1 protein-coding gene is annotated in these 244 nt (G+C 56.1%); it reads left to right on the top strand.

What is annotated here, in order from left to right:
* Nucleotides 1–244, top strand: a 244-nt coding sequence (locus I4Q58_RS15520) for a hypothetical protein (protein ID WP_203296824.1), incomplete at both ends; no start/stop codon positions are given.

Raw genomic sequence — 244 nt, 5'->3', positions numbered from 1 at the left:
TACCATTCCTCAGGCACTGGATGCGATCTACGACCATGGTGCAGGCACCGTTCTGGTCATTAACGTGCTTGATCCAGTTGTGCATAAAACCACTGTGGCCGATGAAGACGTAACGTTCGACAAGGCGACGGGCAAAGCGCAGCTGGCTAATCCGGTGGTCGCGCAACTGGTGCTGAAACCGGACAGCGATGGCCAGCCTTATGTGGAAGGTCAGGACTACTCGCTTGATGCACAGACCGGGGTG

It is taken from the genome of Luteirhabdus pelagi (genome assembly GCF_016827595.1).
GTDB classification, from domain to species: domain Bacteria; phylum Bacteroidota; class Bacteroidia; order Flavobacteriales; family Flavobacteriaceae; genus Luteirhabdus; species Luteirhabdus pelagi.
Note: the sequence above shows the minus strand (reverse complement) of the source record. Positions and strands in the feature narration are given on the sequence as shown.